The following is a 19,729-nucleotide window of genomic DNA, read 5'->3' as shown; positions in this document are numbered from 1 at the left end:
TGAGGAAATCAGAGGAATAAAAGTGACAGATGTGAAAACGTCTGTCATTTTTGTTTAATTGTGGTTTGATATAGGATATAATGGATGTTAAGTTGATGAGGAAAGGGGTTTATTATGAAGAAAATACAATTAGGAAAAAGTGATTTAATGGTCTCACAAATTGCTTTAGGATGTATGGGATTAGGTGGAGAATGGAATGCTAAGATACCGCTAACAAAATCAGATGAAGTGGCAGCTATAAAAGCAGTTGAGGCGGCATTAGAACAAGGGATTAATTTCTTTGATCATGCTGATATTTATAAGGGTGGAAAAGCCGAAACAGTATTTTCTTCGATTTGGGATGCCAAATTAGTAGACCGTGAATCAATTTTTATCCAATCTAAATGTGGGATTCGTTTAATGAATGATTTATATGAAGGATCGGCTCCGCATTATGACTTTAGTTATGAACATATTATGCATTCAGTTGATGGTATCTTAAGTCGTTTAAAGGTTGATTATTTAGATAGTTTATTATTACATCGACCAGATACCTTAATGGAGCCTGAGGAGGTAGCTAAAGCCTTCTCTAAACTTAAAGAAAGTGGGAAGGTTCGTTATTTTGGAGTTAGTAACCATAATGGGGCACAAATTGACTTCTTACAGTCTTATTTAGATGAACCATTAGTTGCCAACCAGATGGAACTGTCGTTATTACAATCTAATCTAATTGATGAAGGATTGAATGTCAATTCACTAGTGAATCCGTTAGATTATCGAAGTCAAGGAACACTGGAATATTGTCGTCATCATCAAATCACGTTGCAAGCCTGGTCACCGCTAGCAGGGGGTTCTTTAACACAAGAGGAAGTGTCATCAGAACATGAAGAGATGATTAAACTCATTCAGTTGTATGCTAATGAATATGGAGTGAGTCGTGAAGCGATTATGGTCGCTTGGCTATTGCGTCATCCTGCACAAATTCAGCCGATTGTTGGAACGAAGACGCCTGCTCGCTTACAGGCGATTTGTGAAGCGATGAAGGTGACATTAACACGAGAACAGTGGTATCGATTATATAACAGTGGTTTAGGAAGAAAATTATTATAAGGTAGCAAGAGCGAATCGCTCTTGCTTTTTTTATTAGGGGAGAGGGGTATAACTTTATGTATTTGAGTTCATTTTAATAGTAGAAAAGTCAAAAGGGATGAAGATAGATGAAACAGAAAAAAATTAGATTATTGTTATTACTTGTAGCCATCGTAGGGCTCTGTGGTTGTCAGATGGAGGTACCAGATGGAAAAGTGGACCGACATTACATTCGTGTTGGAGAAATTGAGTTTATTGATGCATCTGTTGAACAAGAAGAAGGTAGTGATTTAGCTATCTATCAAACAAGAATAAAAAATAATTCTAAGCATACGATTAAAGGATTAACGATTGAGGTAGAGTTAGAAAATGGTCGGCATACGACCATTGTGACGCAAGATACATTACAACCAAATGATATAAGTGGGTGGATTCGTTGTGTTGGACCAAGTAGTTTACAGATAGATGATCTTAAAATGACGCGCTTTACGATTAAAATGGTTGATGATGATTACCAAGAGACCGTTGTGACCTACGATGTTGGACGGGATTTTTATACTTACAATCAATTAACTAAACAAGAAATGATTGATCCATTAGTTAAAGTAGAAGAGATTGAGTTTGTGGAGGCTACGTTACTGAAAAAAGAGGATGACGAGGTCGTGTTACAGACGTATTTAAGAAATAATTCAGATTATAATCTCCAAAGTGTGATGTATACATTTGAAGATGAAGACGGAGAAACTTATACATTATATAGTCCATTAGAAATTGAAAGTCAGCATCAAAGTTCACTTTTAACAACATCTAGTTTACCAAGTACTAATTGGGATGATTATCAATTTAAGAGTGTAAACTATACCTACCTGAATCAGGAGACCCTTGTTTATATGATGTATGATGTCCGTTTAAAGCAATATTTTATCAAATAAAAAAACACTGAATGTTTTCAGTGTTTTTTTATACTGCTTTATTCAAGGAAGAATCTATTGTGATGCGAAGACACCAACGTCTTTTATCACATAATTAGAAGATATGAAAGTGTACCATTTTTATTATGGCTTATTTTATTAATAAGAATACGAGATTTTAAAAATTTCTTTTCTTTTATTTTTCATAGTTGTTAGTTTTTAATGGTTTCGCTATAATAGGATAGCAACTAACAGAGTGAAGTGGAATAATATTGAAAGGCATGCATAAAACGTAGGGAGAGGTAAAATCATGAGTCAAAATTGGGATTTAATTGCGTATCCTTTTTTAAACGAAAAAGGTCGTTTAGTGGACCATGAAGTATTAACGGATACATTATCATCAACACTTGGGATGATTTGTTCTTTATCCACCCCACTTAAGGAAGAGACATGGTGGTTAATGGAGATGGTCTTACATTTAAATGGATCGATTCGAGGTCGCTTAGCCGTCAGTGAGGAGGACCTGAACAAAGGGTTAGACATGCTTCATACGTTAAAGGAAAAAAATAAGGAACGTCTGAATCGTTTTGTTTATCCGACAGGGCATGAAGTTTCTTCTTGGTATCATATTGCAAGATGTCAAGCGAAGCAAGTTGTTCGTAATTTATATTTATTAGAGCAAGACGGGCTAGATGTTCCGCAGTTGGTCATTGATTTTGCTAATTTGATTGCTAATTTATTATTTGCTTTCTCTGTTGAAGTGAATGCTGTATTTGAAGTTGATGAAGTTGAGTTTATCTCAAAATCGTATTAAGGAGGAGTTTTCATGAAATTGAATGTGAAAAAGGCATTAATCGCATTGGTAGCGATTGTAGCCGTTGTCGTGATTGGATTTACTATTTCACCGATGAACAAACAAGAGGGAGATAAATCCATTACGATTACGATCTTAAATGATGAGACCAAAGAAACGTTATTAGAGAATAAAGTATTAAAAACAGATGCTGATTCTTTAGGTGACGTTTTAGTACAGTATAAAGACGAGTTACAGCTAGAAGCAGAAGAGTCTGAGTATGGGCTGTATATTACTGGATTTTTAGGATTAAGTGCAAAGGAAAATGGAGCAACAGGCCCTTGGTGGATGTATAGTTATGAATCACCTTCTCAAGGATTAGAGATGCCAATTGGACAAGCACCAGGTGTTGATAGCTTAATGATTCACGATGGAGATATGGTAACATTCAGTTATACAAGTAACATGGGTTGGTAAGAATGAGTGTGAAAGAAATGACAAGAGTGTCGCTATTGGCGACACTCTTATTTATCATTTATAGCTGTGGTTCAATGGTCATGTATGTCGAACTCTTTAATTTCACTGTGCTATTGTATAGTGTGACGCTTCCGAAGAAACATGCTTTTTTGACTGTATTATTATTTTGTTTATTACTATTGATGGTTTATGGGATTCAACTATGGACACTTATGTACTTACTTGTCTTTCCTAGTTATACATTGCTTTATCACGTGTTTGGGAAACGATTTAAATCTGAATACTCTTTAGCAGTTTTAGGGTTTATTTTAGCCTTTTTATGTGGAACATTAATTGATTTACCTTTTATGATGCTGAGTGGAATGACATGGAAAGCACTTTGGATTCGTTTGTTACTTGGTTTTCAAGTGTCACTTGGAAATGGATTAAGCACATTTTTAGCGACGTTATTTTTATATCCACCACTTTCAAAAGTGATTAAAAAGATGAGTTGAAAATTAAAAGGTCTGATGCTAATTAGTGGCTCAGACCTTTATTTATTAAGTTTAAAATGCTGAATAATTGAAGTGAGAAGTCGTTTAATCAAAATTGTTCCGATAATGATGAGTGCCCACTTAATCATGACTTGGGTGGAGAGATGGTTTTGCGTGAGGTAGAGATGAATTTCATTGATGATTGGTAAGCAGGCGATAGTGATGAGTAGAATACCTACGAGTTGGTTGATGCTTGTTTTGATTAAATTGAGTTGTTTGGCTGAGATACCGATTTTATATAATAATGGATCAGTATAGAGTGATACCATTTGGCCACCGTCAAAGAATGGGATGGGGAGAAGGTTAAAGAGAAAGAGTAATAGATTCATAAAAATGAAGATGAAGAGAATAAATTTTATGGTTGTAAATTGGTTGGCGATGAGCTCTAGCGAATCGGTCATACCTACTTGTGGAGTTACCATATCGTTAAAGGAAAATAGGGTGAAAAGGGTTTGAATAAAGTTGAAAATCATTTCATTAAAGGCCATAAAACCATTTAAAAGCGAGGTTTCAAAATAGAAAGTTGTGGCCAAAATAGCAGCAAGATAGTTGAAGGTGACACCTGATCCTAAAATGATAAATTGCTTATATCGAGAGAGCTTTAATTCTTGACTTTGTGGATAGATGGTGACCCCACCCCCAGGAATAATGTTAAAGGTAAAGGTCGTATATTTTGTTTTGAAGGAGATAATTTTAAATCCCATGCCTGTAATAACGTCAGTGGCTTTAACACCAAAGAAATAGGCAGATGAATAATGCCCCATTTCATGAATAAAAATACTAATGTAGGCAATTAGAATATACCAAAAAATCGCCATCATATCCCCCCTTGTTTGCATTAACCGAATTGATACAATATATGCAATTAAATTTAAAATATAAGTGTTGAATATGAAACATTGGGGGGAGAAAGTCTAGCGATTAAGAAAGATAACTTTTTAGTTGAGTGTCATATGTTGGAACAATTTGTAAGAGAAGTTAAAATAAATTTGAAAAATTAGGAAAAAATAGCTCCCAATAATTCATAAGTGTGTATAACATTTCAAAAAAATATAACAAAGCCATTTATTTCACTCCTTTTTTTTGTATAATACGAATAGTTTGCATTTTTAACGGAGAATTTATAAGCTAAAAAATATATTTTTCTACATTTTTCGTGGTTAATTCGTGGAAAAGCAACAAAATGTGAGTGAAATGTAGAGGCGTTTTATATTATTTTCTTTTGCAATTTGAATTATTATATGGTACAGTATAAATTTCGAGTTGACTTTTCTTTTGTAAGGTGGGATTACTGATGCAAAATATGAATGATATTATTAAAGAATCGATGATTGCCAATGCGATTAAATGTAATTATGATGAGAGTTTTGAAACAATTTTAAATAAATTAAAGAAACCTGAATTAAAAGCAATCGTGGATGCACATGGTTTAAAAGGATGTTCATCATTAGCTAAAGGTGGATTAATTGAGCGTATCAAATCAACATTAGCAGATTCAGCTCGCTTAGAGTATATTCTTTGTGGATTAGATGACGTCATGATGAGTGATTTCGTAATGCTCGCAAATGAAACGTATGTATCTGTTGATGATGTCATGAGCGGATGCGTTCATATTTTATATAGCCTAGGATATGTTTTACCAGTTATGAATGGTAAAGAGGTTGTTTATGTGATGCCAGAAGTGGTAAAAGAGGCTTACCAATCAATTGATCAAGCAGCTTTAGAAGAGGCTAAAGTTCGAGTTGATTTAGTTTACTTATATATGAAGGCTCTAGTAAATTTATATGGAGTTTGTGAGTTCAATCAGTTAATTTCAGTGTTCAATCAATATGAAGCACCAGAATTAACAGCAGAAGAAGCATTAAACGTGTTATTCTGTAAACTAACATTCAAGGGTGATGTTCAATCATTCGGTCCATTATTAGTAAGCGATGTATTATTAATTGATTCAGAGATGGATGCTGTTGCACTATATGACATGCAACAAGATAAACCTTATTACATGCCAACGAAAGAAGAGGTTATGCAATTTGGTACAGATCAAGGGGAGTGGACACCACAACTAGAACAAGTTTGCAAATTCATTTCTGAAAATATTTGTGATGATGTAAATGTGGCACGTGAAATTGCACATGAAATGGGTGTCGCCTTCACTTATAAATATCAAGCGAAATTAGCTTTTATGGCACTTGAAAGTCGTGGAATTGAAATTGAATCATACAATGTTGGACAAGCATTGATGATTTTATTAATGGATGCTTTCAACTATGCACGCACATGGGAAAGTAAAGGATTCCGTCAAGTGGATCAAGAAGCTACTTCGTTAAATGACGCACAATCTAATCAAGTCGTTGTCCCAATGATTAATCCAATGAAATCAACAAAAGTTGGACGTAATGAGCCATGTCCATGCGAAAGTGGTAAAAAATATAAAAAATGTTGTGGACGTTAATGTCGAAAAAACACCAGTAGAGCCTTTTGCTCATTGGTGTTTTTTTGTAGGTCTTATGTGGATGACTTAGAATTAAGTCGAAAAAATGATATAATAGAGGAGATATTTTATTAAAGTATAAGGGGAGTTATATGAGTCGATATTTTAATCAGCAAGAAGTCGAATTACTTGCGCCGGCAGGAAATTTTGAAATTTTCAAGCAGATTCTTCATAGTGGAGCAGATGCATTTTATTTAGGTGGAAAAATTTTAAATATGCGTCTGCATCGTAAAGATTTTAATTTTTCGAATGATGAGATTGTCAAAGCAATTCAGATGGCACATGAACTTGGAAAGAAAGTTTATGTCACGGTAAATAATTTATTAAGCTCTGAAGATCTGCTAGAGACAGAGCATTATTTACGTTTCTTAGAATCAGCAGCTCCAGATGCGATTATTGTACAAGATATGAGTATTATTGCGCTCGTGCAGAAGTTAAAGTTAAAGTTAAATATTCATGCATCAGTCATGATGAATGTTCATAACTTAGAGACGATTAAAAAGTTACGTGAACTAGGTGTGACGCGTGTAGTGACATCACGAGATATTGATTTAAACACTGTCAAATTATTCTCTGTTCAAACAGATATGGAGTTTGAGTACTTTGTTCATGGTGATATGTGTGTGGCGCATGGGGCACAATGTACATATAGTGGAATTTTGTTTGGAAATAGTAGTAATCGTGGACGATGTATGAAACCTTGTCGTTGGGGATATAAAATTAATCATGGGAATTTACAATATAATACAACTTTCCCGATGGCAGTGAAAGATATGTATATGTATGAACATATTCCAGAATTAATTGATGCCGGAGTTGTTTCATTTAAGATTGAAGGGCGTATGAGAGATGCAGAGTATTTAATTGGGATTATTAATAGTTATCGCGATGCGATTGATCGATACATTGATGATCCTATCGTCTATGACCGTAAAAAAGAATCTCAGACATTATTTAATAATCGTAAACGTGATTTTTCGACAGCTTATGCGTTTGGAAAACCAGGTTTAAGTAATATTAATGAACGTTACGAGGGGACTGGAAAATTTTATAGTACGGGGAAAGTCTTTAGTAAACCAGTTAATGAACTTGATCTAACACAAAAGCGTGTCGAAGAAATTCAAGAGGCATTCACTATTGAGGGAATCTCACATCATCAACCAACATTAAGTGTAAAAGTAAATAACTACGCCTCTGCTTTAATGGCCATTGAAGAGGGTGTCGATTATATTTATTTATCGGGCGAGGTTTTCCAACCTAATTTGCCGTTTAGTAAAAAGGAAATTAAAGATTTAACTTCACAAAAAGGACAATCAAAAATTTATTTAGGGTTACCGACCATGATGTATGAGGATGATTTTGCAAGATATCAACATTTATTGACGGATCAAGATTTAGGAATTGATGGACTACTCGTGACAAACTTAGGAAGCATGCATAAGTTTGGGTCATTAGGATATTCAATGCGAGGGGACCATGCCTTAAATATCTATAATGCAATTGCAGCTAACTTTTATCAGCAATTAGGTTTAAGCACAGGAACTATTTCAAATGAGTCACCAGTTAAAAATACAAAAGAATTAGTGACTCAAACTCAATTACCGATGGAAATGGTTGTTCATGGTTCACCAGTTGTCATGTATATGAGTCATGATTTATATGAAAATACAAAAGTGATGGCACCAAGTGAACAGAAAGGGCGTCAGTATCAAGATGCCAGACCATTACTTTTAATTGATGATAAAAATAATGAACATCCTGTTTATCGCGATAATAAAGGAAATAATCACATGTTATTATCAAAAGAATTGTGTTATTTACCATTATTAAAATCACTTCATGAATTAGGTGTAAAGACATTTAGAATTGAAGGATGTCATTATGAATTAGAGACGTTAAGAATGATTATTCAAACGTATAAAAAAGCAATTACAAATTTAGAAGAGTGTCAGAATCTATTTAAATCATTAAACTATGATCATTTAGGGTTTACGCTTGGAGCATTAAATTTTAATTAAGGAGAGGTCATTAATGATTGGCGCTAATCAAATAATTGAGAAAAAGAAAGAATTCTTACTTCCGTCATCTCATCGTAATCACTTTTATGCGAATCCTCCGCAAATCGTAAAAGGAAGTATGCAATTTTTATATGATGATCAAGGAAAAGAATATTTAGATTTCTTTGCGGGTGTTTCGGTGATGAACTGTGGGCATTGTAATCCAGAAATTTTAGAAAAGACGATTCAACAAATGCAAACCTTACAGCATACGACGATTATTTATTTAACAGAGGAAATGGTTCAGTTAGCTGAGAAACTTGCTTCGGTCTTACCGGGTGATTTACGACGTTCATTCTTCTGTTGTACAGGTTCTGAAGCAAATGAAGGGGCAATGTTACTTGCACGTTTATATACAGGAAAAAATGAGTTTATCGCGTTAGAGAATGGCCTACATGGACGTACCTACTTAACGATGAGTGCAACAGGAATACCAATGTGGCGAGCAGATCCAGATTTATCACCTAAGGTTCACTTTGCAAAAACGGTGTGGGATAGTAACACTGATTTAGAACAAGCTGCAAAAGCGTCAATTGAAAGCATCAAAGAAATTATTCAAGCACGCGGTGCTAATCATATTGCAGCCCTAATCGCAGAACCGATTCAAGGGAATGGGGGAATTATTACTCCACCTGCTTGGTACTTTAAAGAGTTAAAACAATTATTAGAAGATAATGGAATTTTATTAATTATTGATGAAGTTCAAACTGGATTTGCACGAACTGGTAAAATGTTTGCGATTGAGCATTACGATGTGGTGCCTGATATTATGACAGTGGCCAAAGCATTAGGAAATGGGATGCCAATTTCAGCATTCTGTACGACGGATGAAGTAGCAAAGGCTTTTACTAAACCATCGGCATCGACATTAGGGGGAAATCCTGTTTCATCTGCGACTGCGCTTGCCGTGCTTGATTATATTGAAAAATATGAGTTATGTGAGACAGCCGCTCATTTAGGAGAGATGTTAAAAGAGGGACTCATTGCTCTTCAAGCTAAATATTCATTAATTAAAGATGTTCGTGGCATCGGCTTAATGTTAGGGGCGGAGCTAGTTAAAGAAGACGGACAACCTGCTTCAGAGGAAACAGATGTCATTTTAGAAAAGTTAAAGGATCGTGGGATTATCGTTGGAAAGAATGGATTAAATCGAAATGTATTAGCCTTCCAACCGCCACTAGTCATTACGGAAGCAAATGTTCAAACATTACTTCATGAGTTAGATGAGGTATTAGCAGAACTTCAATAAAAGGATAGAGAGTACTCTTAAACTGAGTACTCTTTTTTCTAACAACCTATTCTAAAAGATAATGGCATGATATAATTTAAAGATGGAAAGGTACTCAAGTGGCTCAAGAGGATGTCTTGGAACGGCATTAGGACGAGAAATCGTCGCGAGGGTTCGAATCCCTTCCTTTCCGCCAGTATGAAAATAATATGAGAGGTTCATAATCGATCATTAGGATAAATAAAGGTGTGATTGAAACGTGTCAACGATAAAAGAGGTAGCCAAACGAGCTGGTGTCTCGGTTGGAACTGTCTCGAAAGTGATTAATAATATTGAAGTAAAGCCAAAAACGAAACAGGCGGTTGAATTGGCTATCAAAGAACTAAATTATCAGCCAAATGTCTATGCGCGTGGTTTGAAAGTTAGCCGAACGAATACGGTGGCACTCATTTTACCAACCGTCTGGCATCCTTTCTTTGGTGAATTGGCTTATAACATTGAAAAAAATTTAAGACAACATGAGTATAAAATGATTCTTTGTAATTCCGAAGGTGACTATTTAACCGAATTATCTTATCTGACGATGGCAAAACAGAATCAAGTAGATGGGATTATTGCGATTACATATAGTGATATTGAACATTATGTTTCATCGAATATTCCATTGATCAGTATTGACCGCTTTTTTAATGATGAAGTACCTTATGTGAGTAGTGATAACTTCTTAGGTGGCCAGTTAGCCGCAAAACATTTAGATGAAGCGGGATGTCAATCACTGTGTTTTATCGGAGCTGGTTCTAAGAAAGAAAATACAACAAGGAATCGAAAAAAAGGATTTATTGATTACTGCGAAAAATATCAAAAGACCTATGAGATCTTTGATTTAATTGGCAGTCAATCTGAGTTTCATGAGAAAATGGAGCAGTTTTTACTAGAAAAAATTATTAAAGAACATTCAATTGATGGAATCTTTGCCGTAACAGATGCCTATGCTTTAGAAGTGATTAATTTTTTAGAAAAACATCAAATTTCAATTCCAGATGACGTACAGATTATTGGTTTTGATGGGGTGAAATCCTCTAAACATGATCAAATTGAAATTTCAACGATTCGTCAACCGATTGAAGAGATAGCTAAAGAGAGTGTTGCAGCAATCATTCATTTGATTAATAAAGAAACGATTGAAAAAGAAATTCTTTTACCTGTACACTTTATCCAAGGGAATACAACGAAACGACAAAAAGACAGCTAATCGAAATAATCTGTACCCTTTGTCAAGGACAAAGAAAAAAAACTAAGCAACTTGAAGCTGATTTCTGTATCCTACAGGAGTCAGCTTATTTAAATTCCATTGATATCTAAAGTTGTTATGGTAATCCATATAATCTTCAATTTCAATGAGTAAATCATCAAATGTCAGTTGATTTGTTATATCTGCTTCATCTTTTAGATGCCCAAAAAATGATTCTTGTGGAGCGTTATCCCAACAATTACCCTTTCTAGACATCGATTGTTGAATTCCCAATTCCTTTAATTGATTCGAAAATTGTGGACTCGTATAGTGCACGCCCTGATCGGAGTGAATAATCGTTTCTTTCGTTAATTGGACAGTCGGATTTTCTTCAAGTTGGTTCAGTGTTTGGAGAACAAAATCTATCTTTAAATTATCACTTAATTGAAAAGCTAAAACTTCATTCGTTGCACTATCTAAAATGGTCGAGAGATAGGCAGTCTGACCCTTTCCATATTTTAAATAAGTGATATCGGTTAATAGAACTTTGTAAGGTTCTGATGGCCTAAATTGACGGTTAACAAGATTTGGACAGACGCGATGTGCTTGCGTCGCTTTAGCGAGTTTACGATAGGGATTGCTGCGACGAACTTGACTCAATAATCCATATTTTTTCATGATTCGATGAATAGATTTTAGGTTAAAGGCGATGTTGAATTCTCCTTTAAGAACCATCGCTACTTGGCGAATTCCCTTGTTTTTTCGTCCCTTGAAATGAATGGCCTGTTGAATAACTTCTAAACGTTGTTGTTCCTCTTTTAATCGCTTTAAACGTGCTTCTTCAGCACATGACGAAAAATAACGATAATAACCTGATCTTGAAACACCAAGACTATCGCATAAATGAGAAATTAAAGAGTTAAATTTAGTTGATGTCTGACTCACTACTTGATGAATCATTTGAAACTTTACTTCTTTAGAGACTATTCGAGCATTTTTCTCATGAGTCTCAACTTTTTTAATAATTCGTTCTCAATCTTTAAAACTTCTAATTCAGCTTGCGTACGTAATAATTGTTCTTCTATCGTTAACTCTCGTTTTAGAGGCCTTCCAGAATTCTTGGTACGACTATCATCCAATCCTAATGGCCCCTGAGTTTTAAAGGCTTGTTTCCAATGTTTAGCTGCAGAATTCACACGCTGCATGCCAAGCATCGCAACATTAAATCCATAGTATTCGAATATCTCTCGTGGAAACTTTCCTTTCTCGCTCATCATAATAAAGTTCTCCTTAAATTCTTTCGTATAAGTAATCCCTTTTTCAGACACTGACTTAACATATTCATTTTGTTTGAGTTGTTCAATCTCTTGTGGTGTAAATAACTTCTTGCTCATCTAAAATCCTCCCAAAATCTAATAGTTTATATTATACCAAAAAGACCCTAGAGGGTAGACTTTTTTTATCTGTCTACTCTCTAGGGTACATTTTAAAAAAAGAGGCTGTCTTTTTTTATGGATTAGATTCTGAGTAACTTTCCTATACATAGTGAGCGTGTTATTGATGATTTTTGAATGACGGTTGCTTAATATATACAAATAGATTTATAGAATATCAGACTTAGTATCATTAAACATGTTTCAATCAGATCGCTTCTTATAGAATTAATCGTCATTAAAGTGAAAAATACTATGAAAAAAGTAAGAACGGATAGAACTTAGACTAAATGAAAATATTTTTTTGAAAACGTTGAAAAAATGTTGACGGTTACAAAAAAATATATTATGATTATACCATAGAAAGTGAAACGTTTCATTTTTAAGTGAATGAGTAGTTTCTTTTTTTAGGAATAAAAATGAAACGTTTCATTTTTATATGAGGAGGAATCAGTATGGCAAATAATCAATACCTTGAAGCTGCAAAACAAATTGTTGCTTTTGTAGGTGGGGAAAACAACGTCATTCGTGTTGCAAGTTGTGCCACACGTTTACGAGTTGTTGTAAAAGATGATAAAAAAATTGATGTTGATCAAATTGAAGCAATGGATCTTGTTAAAGGAACATTTAATAATGGAGGGCAATTTCAAGTTATTTTAGGAACGGGGATTGTGGATCAAGTTTATCGTGAGTTTGTGCAAGTAACTAATATTCAAGAAGTTAGTAAAGAAGAATTAAAAGAAGCAGCTGGATCAAAGTTAAATGTCTTCCAACGTATGCTAAAATCGTTAGCTGATGTGTTTGTTCCTATTTTACCAGCTTTAGTTGCTGCTGGTTTATTAATGGGATTAAATAACGTCTTAACGGCACAAGGGTTATTCATTGAAGGGAAGTCTTTAGTTGAAGCTTATCCGCAAACGGCCGATTTAGCTGAGATGATTAACTTATTCTCAAATGCAGCCTTTACGTTCTTACCAGTGTTAATTGGATTCTCAGCGACTAAAATTTTTGGAGGAACACCCGTTCTTGGGGCTGTTATTGGGGCAATCATGATTCATCCAGATTTATTAAATGGATATGATTATGGACAAGCCTTATTAGATGGTACAGTTCCAGCATGGAATATTTTTGGTTTTGAGATTGCAAAAGTAGGTTATCAAGGAACGGTATTACCAGTTATCGTATCATCATTTGTTTTAGCTAAGATTGAACAACGATCACGTAAAATTGTACCAGCAATGTTTGATAACATCATTACACCATTAGTTTCAGTGTTATTAACGGCAGCTTTAACATTTATCATCATTGGACCTGCAATGCGCGTGGTAGGAGATGGACTAACAGAAGCTGTAATGTGGTTATTCTTTAGCTTAGGCCCAGTCGGGGGAGCAATCTATGGTGTAGCTTATCCATTATTAGTAATTACAGGGATGCATCACTCATTAGTAACTGCTGAGACGCAAATTTTGGCCAATATCGGAACATTAGGCGGGTCACCAACCTTTGCGGTTGTTGCAGCATCAAATGTGGCGCAGGGAGCGGCTGCTTTAGCCGTGATGTATCTCATGAAGCGTAATGCAAAGATGAAGAGCTTGGCTTCAGCAGCTGGAGTATCTGCTTTACTTGGAATTACAGAACCAGCGGTGTTTGGGGTTAACTTAAAGTTTAAATATCCGTTTATTGGAGCTTTAATTGGTTCGGCTGTTGCCTCTGCTTACTGTACGTTTATGCAGGTTTTATCAGTTTCTCCTGGACCAGCAGGAATTCCTGGAGTTATTGTGATTCGTCCAGAATCAATGATCCAATACATGGTGACTTTAGTAATCGCATTTGTGATTGGATTCATTGCGACAGTGATTTTAGCCAAATTATTTAACAAAAAACAAAATGTTTAATTAACAAAATGACTGCTTTAATTTCTTTGGAGATTAAAGCAGTTTATATTAGTAAGAATAAAATAAAACGATTACTTTTTTAAGGAGTGTGCAGAAGATGGAGTGGACGAGAGAACAGCGTTATCGACGCATCGAAGAGGTATCAAAAGAAGAGTATGATGCATTAAAACAGCAGGTTAGTCAGTGTTGTTACCGACAAACATATCATAATCAACCAATTACAGGTTTATTAAATGATCCGAATGGATTTAGTTACTTTAACGGGGAATATCACATGTTCTATCAATGGTTCCCATTAGGTCCTGTACATGGGGTGAAGTATTGGTATCATACGACATCAACGGATTTAGTTCATTGGAAAGATTGTGGGATTGCTTTAGAACCCGATCGTTCTTTTGATAGTCATGGTGTATTTTCCGGGACAGCGATTGAACATGATGAAAAATTATATTTAATGTATACAGGGAATGCGCGTGATGAAGAGTGGGTTCGTTATCCAACACAATGTTTAGCAATTATGGATAAAGAAGGGCATATTGAAAAATATCCAAAGCCTGTGATTAAGGCTGCGCCTGAAAATGTAACCGAGCATTTTAGAGACCCTAAAGTTTTCAAGATTGATGAATCATTTTATTGCTTAGTTGGAGCTGAAATAGATGATCATCAGGGAACAGTCGTTTACTATGAGTCAAAAGACCTAATTCATTGGAATTATAAAGGAGAAGTTCAGACCCAGTTTAAAGGGAACGGCTTTATGTGGGAATGCCCAGACTACTTTACTCAAAATGGTAAAGGTGTTATGATTATATCGCCTCAGGGAATGGAACCGGAAGGAGATAAATATCAAAATATTTTCCAATCAGGGTATTTAATTGGTGAAGAAATTAATTGGGAAAATGGCGTATTTAACCATGGATCATTTACAGAGTTAGATCGCGGATTTGAATTTTATGCTCCTCAGACAATGCTTGATCCAAAAGGTAGACGCATTTTAGTTGGTTGGTTTGGACTCCCAGGTATTGATTGTGTGAGTGATGAATCTGGTTGGGCGCACTGTTTAACACTACCTCGTGAGCTAGAAGTAGTAGGTGATAAATTGTTACAAAGGCCAGTAAAAGAATTACAACAGCTACGAGGGAATCGTGTTGAGGTGAGTACTCACTTACAAAATGAAGTGAAGTCATTTATCGGATTTAATGGGCAAGTCTATGAATTATTCTGTGATTTTAGTGACTTTGAAGCTCAGGAACTAGGGGTTAAGCTTCGTACGAGCCAAGAAGAAGAAACGCTCTTCTATTATGATACACAGAATAAAAAGCTAGTCTTAGATCGTTCGAAATCAGGTCGTACTTGCGGAGACGAATTTGGATCACAACGTAAATGTGAATTCGAGACAGACAAGTTAACGCTACAAATTTTTGTTGATACATCATCAGTTGAAATCTTCGTTAATGATGGACAGGAAGTCTTCTCAACACGAATTTTCACGAAAGAGGAAAGTACAGGAATTGAATTCTTTACAGATGGAACAGCAAAATTAGAGGCAAAAATCTGGGAACTAAATAAGTAAGAAGAGGTGTAAATATGGCAAAAGTAATCTGTCCTGGTGAAGTATTAATTGATTTTATCTCACTTGAAAATGGAAAAAAGTTAGTTGATGTTGAAAAATTCCAAAAAAAAGCTGGGGGGGCGCCAGCAAACGTTGCAACTGCTCTTGTGAAATTAGGGGCATCGGCTGAATTTGTAGGAGCTGTTGGAAAAGATTCATTTGGAAAATTTTTAATTGAAACATTAGAACATTATAAAGTTGGAACGTCACATGTGATTGAAGATCCTAATTTAGGAACAACGATTGCTTATGTTTCAATTGATGAAGACGGAGAGCGTGATTTCGAGTTTATGCGTGGTGCAGATGGAAATATTTCACCTGAACAAATTAATTTCGAAGCATTTAATGATTGCAAAATTGTTCACTTAGGTAGTGCGACAGCTTTACTTGGAGCTCAATTATATGAGGTTTATCAAGCCTTTATTGATTTTGCAACTAAAAATGACAAATTTATCTCATTTGATCCAAACTATCGTGATGCCTTATATCATGATAAGCAAGCGTTATTCGTGAAACATTGTAAAGAAGTCATTAAACATGTAGACTTAATTAAAGTGTCTGAAGAAGAAGGACAAATTATTACAGGCGAAGAAAATCACGAGAAAATGATTGCTGCCCTACATGCATTAGGAGCAAAAATTGTTACCTTAACATTAGGTAAAGAAGGATCATTAGTTTCAATTGAAAAAACATATAAGGTTGAAAGTATGCCAGTTAAGATGATTGATTCGACTGGAGCAGGAGATGCGTTTATTGGAGCATTATTATCTCAAATTGCGAATTTAGAGCAACCAAAAAGTATTCTAACTGATGAAGCAATGTTAGTTGACTTTACGAAAAATGCGAATAAAGTTGGGGCCTTAACAACGACTAAATTAGGCGCTTTAGATTCCATTCCATCATGGGATGAAATTACAGCCTAGTATTATAGATGATGTCAAAAAAGAAGGAATCGCGAGACTTAATAGTAGATAAAATTTAATAGTAAGAGAAGTCATCTAAGTTAATTAACCTAGATTACTTCTCTTTTTTATGCCTTTTGATACGTTTAAGAAAAGTGTGCATGTTTTCAAGGCATATTTCTCTTTCATTGAAATAGGATGTATTGAAGTCGTATTGAATGAAGTAGGAGGAGACACTATGGAAAGAAGTTTTAAACGTATTAGAATTGTTGTTGTTCAGCCTGATGAGCAAGTTTATTTTGATCGATATTATACTGATCCATTAGTAGCCATGGATAAGTTTAATTACTTTTGTCAACTAGCGAAAATTAATTACCCACAAGAAGTTGAGTTCGCGATGGAACGGACCGCTTTATATAATGAAATGACGGCATATTTTCCATATAATGAAATTAATCCATCGAATCAATCAGGATTTGTTCAAGTCTCGATGTATTTTGAGGTCGATCGTTTACAAGTCGCAGATTTATAGCCGTATTACATATTTTTCGTCGGATTCTCATATAATGTAGCAAGCAAGAGTGAACTAATGGGGGATGAGATGAATGAGACATTTAAATCCGACGTTATACGAAGTTATTTATGAGTGGTTTCATCAATTGCCTACGGATTATGAAGCTAAAAAAGAAGGAAATACTCATAATAATTTAAAAAATAGTCAAGAAGCGATTATTGCTTGTTTAGTTGAGCAATTTCCAAGAAGTTATCGTGAAGCTTATGAAGTTTATCGTGATTTATTTAGTCAAATTGATATTTTTTCAGTTTATGATGAATTAGAAGAAATGAATATGCTAGCTTTCGGAACGGGGTCTGGAGGGGATGTGTTTGGACTTATTCATGCCTGTGAATCTTTTTTTAGAGGAAAGCGAATTAATATTTTTACGGTAGAAGGAAATAAAGATGCATTAAGAAGTCAAATCAATTTATTTCGGCAACATGTTCAGTTAAACTTAGTAGAAAATGATATTAATCTAATTCCGATTCCAGTTGTGATTGAACCCGGTTTTGTTAAGTTGATGACTGAATTGAAAAAGCGCTGTTTTAAAGCTTACGGCGTACAAAAATTTGATTTAATTCAAAGTTTTAAGTGGATGAATGAGCAATCGATTCGAGGACGATTACGCTTTTATGATTTATACACTTGGATTAATGACTGGTTATTACCTGATCGATTAGCTGTTATTTTAGAGGATGCAAGCCCTGTTTCGAACCATAAATGTGATCAACAAGTCTCAATGCGAGCAATTAATGATTTTGTCTTTTTTTGCAAACATCAATGGCGTAAAAATCAATTGGTGGCCTTAACGCCAACACCTTGCATTGCAAGAAAGCTAAATGGGAATAAAGCCATGCAGTGTCGAGGGTGTAGTGGATGTTATGATGAGATGGAGGCGTATATAAAATTAGCTGATCAAAAATCATATTCTTGGCAAAGTAATTGTGTGTTCGTAATGAAGTTAGCAACTGGGGAGCTTGGACAAAGATTAGCTTCAAACTTACAAGATGAAAGTGTCGGTTATCAGACTGCTACTCATATTGGTGAACATCCGAATCGCTTTTGTACACTAGATGCGAAAGTATCAGCGGATCAACAAGCAAATGCTTTTATCATTAATCAACGTTTGTAAAAAAGTTAGTGCTATATTATGAATAGCACTAACTTTTTTTGTTGAGAAAAAGTCAATTTAAGCACATAGCTTAGTCAAATTTCATAACTTATGTTAGATAGAAAGGAGGGATTAGACGATGAGAAATATAGGATTGGTTTTATGTGGTGGAGGGGCAAAAGGAGCTTATCAAGTCGGGGTGATACGTGTTCTTGAAGAGTTTGGATTACTTGATGAAGTGCAAGCGGTAGCAGGGGCCTCTATCGGTGGGATAAATGGTGCTTTGTTTTTACAATATACACCTGATGAAATTGAAGAGTTTTGGCTCCGTTGCCCATGGTCATCTGTATTTTCCGTGAGTAAAGAAAATATGAAACGAATGAATCAGATTATTGATTCCATGAATAGACGCCAGCTATCCCCCTTTTTTGGAATGATGAATTTAGTAGGTGTAGCCAATACCGTTGACTTACCTCTTAAACGAACAGGATTTGAGAAAGCCTTTCGTTATTATTTAAATCCAAGTTTAATTCAAAGCAGTGACATTGATTTATATGTCTCTTGTGGGCGAATGAAAACGACGGAGCGACGATTTTTTAAGCTGAATGATTTAAGTTCAAGGGAAATGAAAGATGCCTTGCTTGCGACAACGGCCGTTCCGGGTTTGTATGAACCTGTTTATATAGAGGGAAGTTATTACGTCGATCCAATGAAGTATGAACGTGCACCGGTGCGACCTTTACTGTCAACCGATTGTGAAACGATTATTATTGTATATTTAGATTCACGCTCACGAATTAATCAACCAATGATTGAGGGGAAACGAATTATTGAGATTTTCCCAACTAAAGAGCTCGGTAATGGAATCTATGGTTCTTTTGATTTTAGACCCTCTGTATTGAAGTATTACATGGAATTAGGGAGTGAGGATGCTTACCGTATCTTATATCGTGTCTTAAGGAAAAATCCAAAAGCTCCACATCGAGTGAAGATTACAAATAACTGACTTTATATAAGAAGCAGTCTTTTTTTGTACATCGTAAAATCGATAGATAGCCTACGTATGATGTTTTAAAATGTTAATTTAATGTGCTCAGTATAAATGGTGAATTCATTGCTGTCTCAGTTGATTTAAATACTTTCAACTCGCCTATAATATAGTAAATGATAAATTTGAAGAAGCGGGATAAGGTATGACGAAACAGAGCATGAAATATATTTTTATATTCATTATTGCTGCAATTTTATTTTATCGATTTACAGAGCGCCCACAACTTTTGTATGATTTTTTCAATATATTAGTCCAGATAAGTTTTTTACATGGCAAAAAACTTTTAAGGCCCTAGCAATGAAGAATGAGATTGTCTTTGACAATCTGTCAGGGAACTCAGTATTAAAGTGGATAACCAACTAGGACTGATGGAGAATTGTAAA

Annotated in this window: 17 protein-coding genes and 1 tRNA gene; 16 read left to right on the top strand and 2 right to left on the bottom strand. The window is 35.0% G+C overall.

What is annotated here, in order from left to right:
- Window positions 1–114 precede the first annotated feature (114 nt).
- The 5 genes from AT726_RS02090 to AT726_RS02070 all read left to right on the top strand — a co-directional run bounded on the left by AT726_RS02090 (window position 115) and on the right by AT726_RS02070 (window position 3,743).
- Window positions 115–1,089 (top strand): aldo/keto reductase, encoded by a 975-nt coding sequence (locus AT726_RS02090; RefSeq protein WP_068758924.1) that lies wholly within the window; start codon window positions 115–117, stop codon window positions 1,087–1,089.
- Between the two features lie 107 nt (window positions 1,090–1,196).
- Entirely contained in the window at window positions 1,197–2,000 is an 804-nt protein-coding gene (locus tag AT726_RS02085; RefSeq protein ID WP_068758923.1) for a hypothetical protein, read from the top strand.
- Between the two features lie 289 nt (window positions 2,001–2,289).
- Window positions 2,290–2,793, top strand: a complete 504-nt coding sequence (locus AT726_RS02080; RefSeq protein WP_068758922.1) for an ATP:cob(I)alamin adenosyltransferase — start codon at window positions 2,290–2,292, stop codon at window positions 2,791–2,793.
- Window positions 2,794–2,805: 12 nt separating this feature from the next.
- Window positions 2,806–3,249: a DUF4430 domain-containing protein gene (locus tag AT726_RS02075; RefSeq protein WP_055245177.1), complete on the top strand. Its 444-nt coding sequence runs from the start codon at window positions 2,806–2,808 to the stop codon at window positions 3,247–3,249.
- Between the two features lie 2 nt (window positions 3,250–3,251).
- Window positions 3,252–3,743, top strand: coding sequence for a hypothetical protein (locus tag AT726_RS02070; protein ID WP_055245175.1), 492 nt, complete (start codon window positions 3,252–3,254; stop codon window positions 3,741–3,743).
- A 38-nt stretch (window positions 3,744–3,781) separates the two neighbouring features.
- Here the strand turns inward: AT726_RS02070 and AT726_RS02065 are convergent, their stop codons facing one another.
- Window positions 3,782–4,600: a site-2 protease family protein gene (locus AT726_RS02065; protein WP_055245173.1), complete on the bottom strand. Its 819-nt coding sequence runs from the start codon at window positions 4,598–4,600 to the stop codon at window positions 3,782–3,784.
- Window positions 4,601–5,076: 476 nt separating this feature from the next.
- Here AT726_RS02065 and AT726_RS02060 point away from each other — a divergent pair, with 476 nt between their 5' ends.
- The 5 genes from AT726_RS02060 to AT726_RS02040 all read left to right on the top strand — a co-directional run bounded on the left by AT726_RS02060 (window position 5,077) and on the right by AT726_RS02040 (window position 10,810).
- Entirely contained in the window at window positions 5,077–6,234 is a 1,158-nt protein-coding gene (locus AT726_RS02060) for a YecA family protein (RefSeq protein WP_068758921.1), read from the top strand.
- A 131-nt stretch (window positions 6,235–6,365) separates the two neighbouring features.
- Window positions 6,366–8,291 (top strand): peptidase U32 family protein, encoded by a 1,926-nt coding sequence (locus AT726_RS02055; protein ID WP_068758920.1) that lies wholly within the window; start codon window positions 6,366–6,368, stop codon window positions 8,289–8,291.
- 13 nt (window positions 8,292–8,304) lie between these two features.
- Window positions 8,305–9,579, top strand: a complete 1,275-nt coding sequence (locus tag AT726_RS02050; protein ID WP_068758919.1) for an aspartate aminotransferase family protein — start codon at window positions 8,305–8,307, stop codon at window positions 9,577–9,579.
- 84 nt (window positions 9,580–9,663) lie between these two features.
- A tRNA-Ser gene (locus AT726_RS02045) sits at window positions 9,664–9,754 on the top strand.
- Window positions 9,755–9,817: 63 nt separating this feature from the next.
- On the top strand, window positions 9,818–10,810 hold the full coding sequence (locus tag AT726_RS02040; protein ID WP_068758918.1) for a LacI family DNA-binding transcriptional regulator: 993 nt from the start codon (window positions 9,818–9,820) through the stop codon (window positions 10,808–10,810).
- A 42-nt stretch (window positions 10,811–10,852) separates the two neighbouring features.
- Here the strand turns inward: AT726_RS02040 and AT726_RS02035 are convergent.
- A protein-coding gene (locus AT726_RS02035; protein WP_411039923.1) for an IS3 family transposase occupies window positions 10,853–12,183 on the bottom strand; the annotation gives its coding sequence in 2 pieces (ribosomal slippage) (window positions 10,853–11,779 and window positions 11,782–12,183; 1,329 coding nt in all).
- A gap of 494 nt (window positions 12,184–12,677) precedes the next feature.
- Here AT726_RS02035 and AT726_RS02025 point away from each other — a divergent pair.
- The 6 genes from AT726_RS02025 to AT726_RS02000 all read left to right on the top strand — a co-directional run bounded on the left by AT726_RS02025 (window position 12,678) and on the right by AT726_RS02000 (window position 19,301).
- Complete coding sequence (locus tag AT726_RS02025) at window positions 12,678–14,117, top strand: sucrose-specific PTS transporter subunit IIBC (RefSeq protein ID WP_055305984.1); 1,440 nt, start codon at window positions 12,678–12,680, stop codon at window positions 14,115–14,117.
- Window positions 14,118–14,214: 97 nt separating this feature from the next.
- Window positions 14,215–15,687, top strand: coding sequence for a glycoside hydrolase family 32 protein (locus AT726_RS02020; protein ID WP_068758915.1), 1,473 nt, complete (start codon window positions 14,215–14,217; stop codon window positions 15,685–15,687).
- A 14-nt stretch (window positions 15,688–15,701) separates the two neighbouring features.
- Window positions 15,702–16,649 carry a carbohydrate kinase family protein gene (locus AT726_RS02015; RefSeq protein WP_068758914.1) on the top strand — a complete coding sequence of 316 codons (948 nt, stop codon included), beginning with the start codon at window positions 15,702–15,704 and terminating at the stop codon, window positions 16,647–16,649.
- Window positions 16,650–16,866: 217 nt separating this feature from the next.
- Complete coding sequence (locus AT726_RS02010) at window positions 16,867–17,160, top strand: hypothetical protein (protein WP_055245262.1); 294 nt, start codon at window positions 16,867–16,869, stop codon at window positions 17,158–17,160.
- Window positions 17,161–17,233: 73 nt separating this feature from the next.
- A complete protein-coding gene (locus AT726_RS02005; protein ID WP_068758913.1) occupies window positions 17,234–18,316 on the top strand; it encodes a hypothetical protein in 1,083 nt (360 codons plus the stop codon).
- Between the two features lie 118 nt (window positions 18,317–18,434).
- Window positions 18,435–19,301 carry a patatin-like phospholipase family protein gene (locus tag AT726_RS02000; RefSeq protein ID WP_055245259.1) on the top strand — a complete coding sequence of 289 codons (867 nt, stop codon included), beginning with the start codon at window positions 18,435–18,437 and terminating at the stop codon, window positions 19,299–19,301.
- Window positions 19,302–19,729 lie beyond the last annotated feature (428 nt).

Origin of the sequence: Turicibacter sp. H121 (assembly GCF_001543345.1) — a bacterium.
GTDB lineage: Bacteria > Bacillota_I > Bacilli_A > MOL361 > Turicibacteraceae > Turicibacter > Turicibacter bilis.
Note: the sequence above shows the minus strand (reverse complement) of the source record. Positions and strands in the feature narration are given on the sequence as shown.

Excerpts from the sequence above, each read along its gene's own strand:
- AT726_RS02020 (WP_068758915.1), top strand. The coding sequence starts at position 14,215 with ATGGAGTGGACGAGAGAACAGCGTTATCGACGCATCGAAGAGGTATCA.
- AT726_RS02050 (WP_068758919.1), top strand. The coding sequence starts at position 8,305 with ATGATTGGCGCTAATCAAATAATTGAGAAAAAGAAAGAATTCTTACTT.
- AT726_RS02090 (WP_068758924.1), top strand. The coding sequence starts at position 115 with ATGAAGAAAATACAATTAGGAAAAAGTGATTTAATGGTCTCACAAATT.
- AT726_RS02025 (WP_055305984.1), top strand. The coding sequence starts at position 12,678 with ATGGCAAATAATCAATACCTTGAAGCTGCAAAACAAATTGTTGCTTTT.
- AT726_RS02075 (WP_055245177.1), top strand. The coding sequence starts at position 2,806 with ATGAAATTGAATGTGAAAAAGGCATTAATCGCATTGGTAGCGATTGTA.
- AT726_RS02065 (WP_055245173.1), bottom strand. The coding sequence starts at position 4,600 with ATGGCGATTTTTTGGTATATTCTAATTGCCTACATTAGTATTTTTATT.
- AT726_RS02060 (WP_068758921.1), top strand. The coding sequence starts at position 5,077 with ATGCAAAATATGAATGATATTATTAAAGAATCGATGATTGCCAATGCG.
- AT726_RS02010 (WP_055245262.1), top strand. The coding sequence starts at position 16,867 with ATGGAAAGAAGTTTTAAACGTATTAGAATTGTTGTTGTTCAGCCTGAT.
- AT726_RS02055 (WP_068758920.1), top strand. The coding sequence starts at position 6,366 with ATGAGTCGATATTTTAATCAGCAAGAAGTCGAATTACTTGCGCCGGCA.
- AT726_RS02080 (WP_068758922.1), top strand. The coding sequence starts at position 2,290 with ATGAGTCAAAATTGGGATTTAATTGCGTATCCTTTTTTAAACGAAAAA.
- AT726_RS02005 (WP_068758913.1), top strand. The coding sequence starts at position 17,234 with ATGAGACATTTAAATCCGACGTTATACGAAGTTATTTATGAGTGGTTT.
- AT726_RS02000 (WP_055245259.1), top strand. The coding sequence starts at position 18,435 with ATGAGAAATATAGGATTGGTTTTATGTGGTGGAGGGGCAAAAGGAGCT.
- AT726_RS02015 (WP_068758914.1), top strand. The coding sequence starts at position 15,702 with ATGGCAAAAGTAATCTGTCCTGGTGAAGTATTAATTGATTTTATCTCA.
- AT726_RS02070 (WP_055245175.1), top strand. The coding sequence starts at position 3,252 with ATGAGTGTGAAAGAAATGACAAGAGTGTCGCTATTGGCGACACTCTTA.
- AT726_RS02085 (WP_068758923.1), top strand. The coding sequence starts at position 1,197 with ATGAAACAGAAAAAAATTAGATTATTGTTATTACTTGTAGCCATCGTA.